9 protein-coding genes are annotated in these 9,891 nt (G+C 67.1%); 6 read left to right on the forward strand and 3 right to left on the reverse strand.

The window, feature by feature from the left end; all coding sequences use genetic code 11:
• The 5 genes from M9952_03755 to M9952_03775 all read left to right on the forward strand — a co-directional run bounded on the left by M9952_03755 (position 1) and on the right by M9952_03775 (position 5,424).
• On the forward strand, positions 1-1,596 hold the full coding sequence (locus M9952_03755) for an ABC transporter ATP-binding protein (protein ID MCO5312036.1): 1,596 nt from the start codon (positions 1-3) through the stop codon (positions 1,594-1,596).
• A complete protein-coding gene (locus tag M9952_03760; protein MCO5312037.1) occupies positions 1,593-2,717 on the forward strand; it encodes an ABC transporter permease in 1,125 nt (374 codons plus the stop codon). The genes M9952_03755 and M9952_03760 overlap by 4 nt, the downstream gene beginning before the upstream one ends.
• Positions 2,714-3,667 carry an ABC transporter permease gene (locus tag M9952_03765; protein ID MCO5312038.1) on the forward strand — a complete coding sequence of 318 codons (954 nt, stop codon included), beginning with the start codon at positions 2,714-2,716 and terminating at the stop codon, positions 3,665-3,667. The genes M9952_03760 and M9952_03765 overlap by 4 nt, the downstream gene beginning before the upstream one ends.
• 50 nt (positions 3,668-3,717) lie before the next feature.
• Complete coding sequence (locus M9952_03770; protein ID MCO5312039.1) at positions 3,718-4,329, forward strand: TetR/AcrR family transcriptional regulator; 612 nt, start codon at positions 3,718-3,720, stop codon at positions 4,327-4,329.
• Positions 4,330-4,440: 111 nt separating this feature from the next.
• Positions 4,441-5,424, forward strand: a complete 984-nt coding sequence (locus M9952_03775; GenBank protein ID MCO5312040.1) for an NAD-dependent epimerase/dehydratase family protein — start codon at positions 4,441-4,443, stop codon at positions 5,422-5,424.
• Positions 5,425-5,488: 64 nt separating this feature from the next.
• Here M9952_03775 and M9952_03780 read toward each other — a convergent pair whose 3' ends face one another.
• The gene (locus tag M9952_03780; protein MCO5312041.1) at positions 5,489-6,400 is read right to left on the reverse strand and encodes a hypothetical protein; all 912 of its coding nucleotides are present in this window, start codon (positions 6,398-6,400) and stop codon (positions 5,489-5,491) included.
• Positions 6,401-6,596: 196 nt separating this feature from the next.
• On the opposite strand from M9952_03780, the gene M9952_03785 reads away from it, so the two are divergent.
• Positions 6,597-7,901, forward strand: coding sequence for an acyl-CoA dehydrogenase family protein (locus M9952_03785; protein ID MCO5312042.1), 1,305 nt, complete (start codon positions 6,597-6,599; stop codon positions 7,899-7,901).
• Here the strand turns inward: M9952_03785 and rarD are convergent.
• Both rarD and M9952_03795 read right to left on the reverse strand, forming a co-directional pair.
• On the reverse strand, positions 7,858-8,850 hold the full coding sequence (rarD, locus tag M9952_03790; protein ID MCO5312043.1) for an EamA family transporter RarD: 993 nt from the start codon (positions 8,848-8,850) through the stop codon (positions 7,858-7,860). The genes M9952_03785 and rarD overlap by 44 nt on opposite strands.
• On the reverse strand, positions 8,847-9,776 hold the full coding sequence (locus M9952_03795) for a TIGR03564 family F420-dependent LLM class oxidoreductase (protein MCO5312044.1): 930 nt from the start codon (positions 9,774-9,776) through the stop codon (positions 8,847-8,849). The genes rarD and M9952_03795 overlap by 4 nt, the downstream gene beginning before the upstream one ends.
• Positions 9,777-9,891 lie beyond the last annotated feature (115 nt).

Below are 9,891 nucleotides of genomic sequence, written 5' to 3' on the forward strand. Positions count from 1 at the left end.
GTGGCCGACCGTCCAACAGCGGGTGCCGTCGGGGCTGAGTCCTCGACGGCGCCGGCGGTGTCGATGCGGGGGATCACCAAGCGATTCCCCGGCGGCGTGGTAGCGAACCACGACGTCGACTTCGACCTCGCCGTCGGTGAGATCCACGCGCTGTTGGGCGAAAACGGTGCTGGCAAGTCGACCCTGTCGAATGTCCTCACCGGCATTTACCAACCAGACGCCGGAACGATGTCGCTGTACGGCGAGCCGACGGTCATCTCGTCGCCGCGGGACGCGATCGAGCGCGGCATCGGCATGGTGCATCAACACTTTCGCCTCGTCGAAACGATGACGGTCGCCGAGAACATCGCGCTCGGCCTCCACGGGCCGCTTCGACGTCGCAAGCTTGAGGACCGGGTGCGTGAGCTCGGACAGCGCTACGGGCTCGTCGTCGACCCGACCGCCAAGATCTGGCAGCTGTCGGTGGGAGAGCAGCAGCGGGTGGAGATCCTCAAGGCGCTGCAACACGAGGCACGGATCCTGGTGCTCGACGAACCGACGGCGGTGCTGACGCCACCGGAGGCGCAGGTGCTGTTTCATACGCTGCGTCGCATGGCCGATGAAGGCCGTTCGATCATCTTCATCTCCCACAAGCTCGACGAGGTGACCGAGGTGTCCGATCGGGTCACGGTGTTGCGGGACGGCACCAGTGTCGCAACGGTGAACGTCTCCGATGTCACCTCGCGCGACCTCGCCCGTCTCATGGTCGGCCGCGACGTAGTCTTCAGCACCGAGGACGAATCCGAACGGGCGGAGGTCGACGTTGATCACGTCGTGCTCGAGGTGCGCGATCTGCATGCCGACGACGACCGGGGACAGGAGTCGCTGCGGGGCGTTTCGTTCCAACTGCACGCCGGCGAGATCGTCGCCGTCGTCGGCGTGGCGGGTAACGGTCAACGTGAACTCGCCGAAGCGATCGCCGCCACCCGACCCAGAAACGCCGGGGCTGTGTTCGTCGATGGGACCGAGACCGCCGGACGTGACCCCCGCGAGCCCATGGCGCTCGGCGTGTCCTACGTTCCTGAGGACCGCCTCCATGTCGGGCTGGCCGCGTCGGCGTCGATCGAGGACAACCTCGTGTTGAAGTCCTATCGGCACCGGCCGGTCGCGGTCGGGCCGTTTCTCAACCGCAAGGTGGTCCGCTCATCGGCCGAAGCCCTCGTGGAACGGTTCGGGGTGAAGGCTCCGGCGACGACGACCTCGACCCGGTTGCTGTCGGGTGGCAACGTGCAAAAGGTGCTGTTGGCCAGGGAGTTCAGCGCCCGACCCAAGGTCCTGATCGCTGCCTCTCCCACGCGTGGGCTCGATGTCGGGGCGATCGAGGTGGTGCGCGAACTGCTGTTGGACGCCGCGCGCGACGGGGTCGGCGTGTTGTTGATGACCGAGGATCTCGAGGAGGCGATCGGCCTGGCCGATCGCGTTCTGGTGATGTTCGAGGGGCGCATCATCGGCGAACAGCTGCGTGGCGCGACCGACGTCACCGAAATCGGACTCATGATGGGCGGCCGTTCGGGTGCCGAGGCGGTCGCCGCGACCTCCGGCGAGGGGGTCTTGTGATTCGACTCGAGCGACGCGTCGAGACCCCGCGTTGGCTAGCGCTCGGCGTTCCGGTGATTTCGATCATCTCGTCGGTGGTCGCAGGGTCGCTGTTGTTGGTCGCCACCGGCAAGGACCCCATCGACACGTTCTCGCGCATCGTCGAACGGGGGTTCACCTCCGACGGTGCGATGTCGGCCACGATGATCGCGGCGACACCCCTGTTGTTTTGTGGGCTCTGCGCCGCGGCGGCGTTTCGCATGGGCGTGTTCAACATCGGTGGCGAGGGACAATTCATCGTGGGTGCCATCGCGGCGGCGTGGGTCGGGTTGCAGACCGGCGAGGCGCTGGGTCCCGGCGCCATAGCGCTCATGGTGGTGTTCGGCGCTGCGGCCGGCGCCGCGTGGGCGGCGATCGTTGGCGCGTTGAAGGCGTGGTTCAACACCAACGAGATCATCGTGTCGCTGATGTTGAACTACATCGCCACGAACCTCGCGTACTACCTGATCTTCAACTCCGAATCGACGTGGCGCCTCCTCGAAGGGTCCGGCAAACAGTTTCCGCAGGGCCGCAAGATTCACGCGGATGCCTGGTGGCCCTTCAGCCACATCGGTTCGGTGGACATTCCGTTTGGGTTCTGGCTCGGCGTGGTGCTCGCCGTGGTCACCTGGGTGCTGTATCGCAAGACCCGCTACGGCTTCGAGGTCGACGTCATCGGCGAGGCGCCCCGGGCGGCGCGCTACGCGGGAATGCGCACGAAGCGAAAGGTGGTGGCGGTGATGGCGCTTTCGGGAGCATTCGCGGGAATCGGCGGCGCGGCCGACGTCGGCGACGTGCGACACATGCTCGACCCCAAGGGGCTCTCGGCTGCGGGGTACGGATACACCGGCATCGTCGTCGCAGCGCTCGCCCGCTTGAACCCGATCGCCGTCGTCTTTGTGGCGATTCTGCTCGGTGGGCTCAACAACGCTGGTCGGGCGTTGCAAGGTCCCGACTTTCCCGCGGGTCTCGTCGGGACGCTGCAGGGACTCATCTTGTTCTTCTCGCTCGGCGGCGAGGTCCTCGCTCGGTACCGGATCCGAAACCTGGGCCGGGCGCGTGCGGCGGTCGCCGGAGCGATGGGTGACGGAGGCGACGAGTGAACAACAACCTTCTGGTCGTCGTGCTCACCGCTGCGGTGTTTTACGGAACGCCGCTGTACTTCGCGGCGCTCGGCGGCGTGTTCGCTGAACGTTCGGGGGTGTTGAACCTCGGCACGGAGGGCATGATGTTGCTCGGCGCCGTGTCGGCCGCGGCGGTCGCGGCCAACGCGAGCGGCCCAGCGTGGTGGGTGCTCACCTTGGCGCTGTTCGCGGCGATGTTCGCTGCGGCGCTCGGTGCGCTGCTGCACGCGTTCGCCACGATCACGTTGCGGGTGAACCAGACGGTGTCCGGACTGGCGTTGACCATCCTCGCCGGAAGCGCGGGGTTGAGTTCCTACCTGGCCAAGATCTGGGACCTCGGCAAGGCTCCGGTGCAGTTCAACAAGCTCGACCTGTTCGGCCTGGGCGACCTGGCCGTGGTCGGTCCCATCCTGTTCGACCAGAACATCCTCACGTACCTGTCGTGGGTGCTCGTGGGCGTGAGTTCGTGGTACCTGTTTCGCACCCGGCCCGGCCTGCACCTGCGCGCGGTCGGCGAATCGCCCCAGACCGCCGATGCTGCGGGCATCAGCGTCACCAAGTACCGCTATGTCCACACCCTCGTCGGGGGAGCGTTGGCGGGACTGGGCGGCGCGTATGTGTCGCTGGCGATCAACACCTCCTGGAGCGACGGGATCACCGGCGGCATGGGTTGGATCGCGATCGCCTTGGTGATCTTCGGGTTCTGGCGGCCGGATCTGACCCTCGCCGGTGCCTATCTGTTCGGTGGACTCACCTCGTTGAACTTCGTGTTGCAGACCCGCGGCGTGAAGGTGGCTCCACAGCTCCTCAGCTCGCTGCCGTACCTCGTCACTATCGTCGTGCTGGTGGCGGTGTCGGCCGGGTGGTCGCGTCAGCGGGTCGGGGCGCCGGCGGCGTTGGGCGTTGCCTATGAGCGCGAAGAACGCTGACGCGAGGTGTTGTGACGTCGCCGGGGTGGTGAAGTCCCTATGCTCGCTGCGTGTCCAACTCGACTCGCACTCGGCTGGATCCGCAGCGTCGACGTGAGTTGATCCTGCAGGAGGCATCGCGGGTGTTTCGCGAGCAGCCCTACTCCGAGGTGTCGCTCGACACGGTGGCGAGCGAGGCGGGGGTCACCCGCGGGCTGCTGCATCACTACTTCGGTTCGAAGCGCAACCTGTATCTCGCCGTGCTGGAACGGGCGGTGTCGATTCCGGCGGGGGTGGACATCGTTCCGGCCGGATCCTTTGCGGACCTTCGCGAGTTGTTCGACGCGTGCGTCGGGTTGTGGATGTCGACGCTGCGTGCCGCGGGAGGGCTGTGGCCGGGGGCATCGGTGGGGTTCGCGGAAAGCGATATCGACGACGTGATGGAGGTTGCGCGCACGTCGCTCGTCGAGCGGATGATCGACGAATTGCCGTTCCCGGAGACGCTCGATCGTGATTCGCTGCGCGCCGCGCTGCACGCCTATGCGGCCTTTGCCTCGGTCGCATCGGACGCGTGGCTGCGCGACGGACGGCTCAACGATGAGCAGCTTCGTGCGATGTTGAGCGAGACGCTGGTCGCCATTGCCGAGTCGATCGTGCCGGCCATGGGTGCGGCGTCTCGCTGAGCGGTTGTGGCGAGTGGCGGATCGTCCCGACGCGGGTACGCTTCACAGACCCACCGCCGCTGGGCCGACACGGTTTCGGCCTCGCACAGCGGGCGTGCGATGGACGCGTCGGTGGCAGAGCTGGAGATGATGACGAATGAACCCGATGGTGAAGCGATGAAGCGTGTGGTGGTGACGGGAGCCGCGGGGTTCATCGGTTCGCATCTCTCAGAGCGCCTCGTCCACCTGTGCGACGAGGTCATCGGGGTCGACTGTTTCACCGATTACTACGAGCGTGACGCCAAGGAGTCGAACCTTGAGGCGCTGCGGCAGGTTCCGAACTTCCGCTTCGTGGAGGCCGATCTTCGTAGCGACGACCTGGCGCCGTTGTTCGACGGGGTCGATGTTGTGATCAATCTGGCCGCCTCGCCCGGCCTGGTTCGAAGCTGGGAGGAGTTCGATCAGTACGAGTCGAACAACCTCCGTGCGGTGCAGCGGATCGCCGATGCGATGCTGGCGACCGGCGTCGGGCACCTGGTGCAGGCGTCGACGTCGTCGGTGTACGGCGCGGACGCGACCGGCCCCGAGACGAGCGAGACGCTGCCCATCTCTCCGTACGGGGTGACGAAACTCGCGGGCGAGCACCTGCTGCGGGCCTATGGCATGAGCCGTGGACTTCCGTTGACGATCCTTCGGTACTTCTCGGTCTACGGTCCTCGCCAACGTCCGGACATGGCCTACCGGATCTTTTGTGAACGCCTCATCGACGGCGAGGAGATCGTGGTGTTCGGCGACGGCTTGCAGAGCCGCAGCAACACCTACGTGAGCGACATCGTCGAGGGCACCATCGCCGCGGCGCGTCAGGCCCCCACGGGGGAGATCTACAACATCGGCGGTGGCCGCGAGATCACGTTGCTCGAGGCCGTCGAGTTGTTGGGCGACGCCCTCGGCGTCGAGCCACGGATCCGTTTCGAGGAAGGCCGTGCGGGCGATCAGCGCCGCACGGTAGCTCAGAGCGACAAGGCCCGCGGGCAACTCGGGTGGGAGCCGTCGGTGCTGCCCGCCGAGGGTCTGGCGTTGCAGGCCGAGTGGGTGCGCTCACTGCGCGACCGCTAATCGGCGGCAGCGGGGCGGCGTTGCAGGGGCCGCGTCGCGGGGCCGACGCCGCAAGGGCGAAGCTTCAGGCCGACGCCGCGGCACACACGCCGGCCTGTTCGGCGCGGACGCTGCGGGTCGGGGCGGTCGTGGCATCGGCGAGCACCACGACGTGGGGGATCGACCCGGACAGCGATCCGCCCGCAGGTGTCACAACCCGGACCGTTCGAGCGTCGTCGAGGGTGAAGGTGATCGCCGCTGCGGGCTCGCTGAGGAAGATTCCGGCGATGGTGTCGAACGGTGCGTACTCGGTGGCGAAGACGGCGACGTTGGCTCGCACGGTCGCGTTGTACTCGGCGTTGACGACGGTGGTGGCGCCGGCCGCGTCCTCGATGGTCATCGACGTGAGGTTGCTCGCGGAGGCGACCACGACGTAGGGGGTCAGTTCCTCGGGAGTGCTGTCGGCCGGCGCTCCGTCGGGTCCGGCGACCTTCGGTGGCAGGAAGACGTCGAGGCCGATTTCGGCGTTGTCGGCGAAGGTCAATGGCGAGCCCTGTTGGTAGGTGCCGAACGGGGTGGTCGCGAGTAGATCCGCATGGGTGGCCTCGACACATTCGGCCACGGCCGACCCGGCGTCGGCCGCCGCGGGAATCGCGGTCAGGGTCACGGTGAGCTGGAGGCGCTCGCTGGGCTGCACCGCGATGGTCGACGGTTCGGGCGGTGGGGTGTTGGCGAGCGTGGTGGTCGTGTCGGCGTTCTGTAGGCCGGTATCAGGGGTGTGGTCGCTGTCCTGCTCGCTGAGGTCGGCGGTCTCGGCGGTTGTTGCGTCGGAGGTATCGGCGTCGGAGGCAGAGCCTCGTTCGGTGGTCTCGCCGAGTACCTCGACTTCGACCGGGTCGGCGTGGGTCGCCCGCCAGGTTCCGGCACCGACGAGGATGGCGAATGCTGAAATCCCCGCCGCAATCGATCCCGGAGTCTGAATCCGAAACAGTGACATACGGCACCCTATTCCGGTTCGAGGTGACTCGAAAAGTAGTGGTGTGAGCGGGGGTGATGGCAGGTGCGTGCAGACGTGCCGAATCCGCGCTCACAGGCCCGTTTCCCGATAACCAGTGGTCGTGATCACGACCACTGGTTATCGGGAAACGGGTCAAGTTATTGGCGGCGCGTCAATAGTGTGCAAGACTGCGCACATGGAACACCGGGGGGATGCCATCTCGACGCCGCGGCCACCGTCTGGGGGTTCGCGCCCGCAGCGGGCCGACCTCGTGGTGCACCCTCCGGTTCCCCCCGCCGATCTCGACGAGTTCCGATCCGCGGCGTTGGCGTTTCTCGACGCCCACGCGACGCCGAAGGTGGCCGACGGTCCCTTCGAGTGGGGGGTCGGCGACGACTTCGTCGGCATCGTCGAGGAGCCCGACCCCGAAACCGAGGCCCTCGCCATCGCCGCGGCCAAGGAGTGGGCGGCGACCCGATGGAACGCCGGGTTCGGCTGGTTGACGGGCCCCGTCGATCAGGGTGGAGCCGGCCTTACCGGCGAGCACCTGCGGATCTACCGCGGGCTCGAATCGGGCTATGAGGTTGCCGATCAGTCGATCTTCATGATCGCCCTCGGCATCGTCGGGCCGACGATCGCCGCGCATGCCCGCCCGGAGATCGCCGCGCAGTACCTGGCGCCCATCCATCGCGGCGAACTCATCTGCTGTCAGCTTTTCAGCGAGCCCGAGGCGGGCTCGGACCTGGCGAACGTGCAGGCCCGCGCGGTGCGCGACGGCGACGACTGGCTGATCACCGGACAGAAGGTGTGGACCTCCAACGCTCAGCACGCGCAGATCGGCGAGATCATCTGTCGCCACGACCCCGATGCCCCGAAACACGCGGGGCTCACGGCCTTCCTCGTCGACATGACCGCACCCGGTGTCGAGGTTCGTCCGCTGCGTCAGATGACCGGGGGAGCGGGGTTCAACGAGGTGTTCTTCACCGAGGTGCGGGTGCCCGACAGCCACCGTCTGGGCGAGGTGGGCGAAGGCTGGAAGGTGGCTACGACCACGCTGATGAACGAGCGCAGCTCGATCGGTTCGGGCATGGGACTGGGCCGCGGCCCGGGTCCGTTCGAACGACTCATCGAGTTGACGCGGGTGATGGGCAAGGCGGATGACCCGATCGTTCGCGACAAGTTGATGAAGCTCTACATCGGCAATCGCGTCGCGTCCTACACGGGCAAACGCGGCGCGGCGGCGATCAAGGCCGGTCGCCTGCCCGGCCCTGAGCTCAGCGTGTTGAAGCTGGCGAACACCCTCAACCTGTTGGCCACCGCCGACTATGCGGCCGAGGTGCTCGGTCCGAAGCTGTGCGCGGATACGGGGGAGTGGGGCACCTTTGCGTGGACCAAGTTGGTGGGGAGCGCTCCGGGCGGTCGCCTCGGAGGCGGCACCGACGAGATTCAGCGCAACATCATCGGCGAGCGGGTGCTCGGCCTTCCCCGCGAGCCGAAGTAGCTGCGGCGTCGGGTCGGACGCTGCGGTTGCGGCGGATCGTCGCGACGGCGTCTGCGGTGAGGATGACGAGGGCGAGCCACACGAGCGCGAATCCGGCGAGGCGCTCGGGCGGCATTTCCTCGTGGAACACCCACCAGCCGAGGAAAAACTGCGCCATCGGGGTGATGTACTGCAAGATGCCGACGGTCACGAGTGTGAGCCGTGGTGCCGCCACGCCGAAGAGGGCGAGGGGGACCGCGGTGATCGGTCCGGCGGCGAGGAGTCGGAGGTTGAGCCCGACGTTGTCGTGTCCGAACGTGGACGACCCGGTCGCGAACGCGACGGCCAGGCCGATGACCGCGATCGGCCACACGATGGAGGTCTCCGCCGCCAGGGATGCGAGCCCGTCGAGTTCCATGCCCTTCTTGAGGTAGCCGTAGAACCCGAATGACAGCGCCAACACGATGCCGACGATCGGGAATTCGCCGTAGCCGACGCTCAAGACGACCACCGCTACCGCTCCGATCGTGAGGGCGAGGACCTGGAGACGCCGGATGCCCTCGCCGAGCAACGCCACGCCGAGAACCACCGACAGCAGCGGGTTGATGAAGTAGCCGAGCGAAGCGTCGAGTACACGATCAGCACCGACCGCCCAGACGTAGGTGAGCCAGTTGATGGAGATCAGCAGTCCAGCAAGCCATGCCCGACGTAGCTTCGCTGGGTCGGCGCGAAGTTCGCCGACCCACCCCCACCGCCCGGTGATCTGCAACACGATGGCGAGAAACACCCCGGTCCACACGATGCGATGGGCGAGGATCTCGAGCGCCGAGGTCGGTTCGAGCGAATGGAAGAAGATCGGAAACGCACCCCAGATCACATACGCAGCGACGCCCGCAGTGAGACCGATTCGTTCATCGCTTGTCGGCGATCCGCTCTGGGACTTCGGGCGTTCGTCTTCCGGTGCGCTCACAGCAGTGAGCGCAGCAGTTCGCGGGTGCGTTGAGCGTCGCGAGAACCGGGGGTGGCGAACTCGACGGCGACGAAATCGGTGACGCCGATGCCGTCGAGCGCACGGATCTTCGATGCCACCTCATCCTCGGTGCCGACGATGGCGACGTCGGCCGGGCCTTCAACACCTTCGCGGTCGAGCATCGCGCGATAGCTCGGCAGGAACCCGTAGATCTCAAACACCGACCCGACCGTGGCGCGGCCTGCCGCCTCGTCGTCGGTGACCAACACCGGAAGCGCCGCGACGACTCGGGGTGCGGGGCGGCCGGCCTCGGTGGCGGCAGCGCGGATCGACGGAACGATGTGGGACTCGAGGGTGGCGGGGCCGGTCATCCAGGTGACCGTTCCCTGCGTCTTCGTCCCGGCGATTCGCAACATGGCGGGGCCGAGCGCGGCAACGACGACATCGGGCGCGACGATTCCGTCGGGCACCGTGAGGCCGACCGAGGTGGAGATCGTTTCACCGTGGGCCGATACCGAATGGGTCTCCAACAGCGGCATGAGGACATCGAGGTATTCCGACATGTGGTGGGCCGGCCGGTCGAACGACAGGCCGAACATGTTTTCGATGACCATCTGATGGCTGAGCCCGATGCCGAGCGTGAGCCGATTGGCACCGGTGGCCCCGGCCGCGGCCGACTGGGCGGTGAGCGCCAGTTGCGCCATCGTGACCGGATGGCGCGGGTAGGTGGGAACCACGGCGGTGCCGAGCTTCAGCTCCGGCACCTCGCGACCGACGATGGCGTGCACCGACAACGACTCGAACCCGAAGATCTGCGGCAGCCACCACGATGCGAAGCCGTCGTCGTGGGTGGCGGCGGCTGAGGCGACGAGCGCATCGATCGTCCCCGCGTTACTGGCAACGGCGTCGAAGATTCCGAGTTCCATGCGCTCAACCTACCCGGCCCCGACGCCGCCCGGCCGAACGATTCCGGCTGGAGCCGATCAGCTCTGATCAGGTCTGCACCGGGGCCGGCTCCGACCCGATGTCTGGGGGCGTGGG

This window comes from Microthrixaceae bacterium (genome assembly GCA_023957975.1).
Classification (GTDB): domain Bacteria; phylum Actinomycetota; class Acidimicrobiia; order Acidimicrobiales; family Microtrichaceae; genus JAMLGM01.

Bases quoted from the DNA above. Each gene is read 5' to 3' on its own strand.
- M9952_03780 (MCO5312041.1), bottom strand. From the start codon at position 6,400: ATGTCACTGTTTCGGATTCAGACTCCGGGATCGATTGCGGCGGGGATT.
- M9952_03785 (MCO5312042.1), top strand. From the start codon at position 6,597: ATGGAACACCGGGGGGATGCCATCTCGACGCCGCGGCCACCGTCTGGG.
- M9952_03795 (MCO5312044.1), bottom strand. From the start codon at position 9,776: ATGGAACTCGGAATCTTCGACGCCGTTGCCAGTAACGCGGGGACGATC.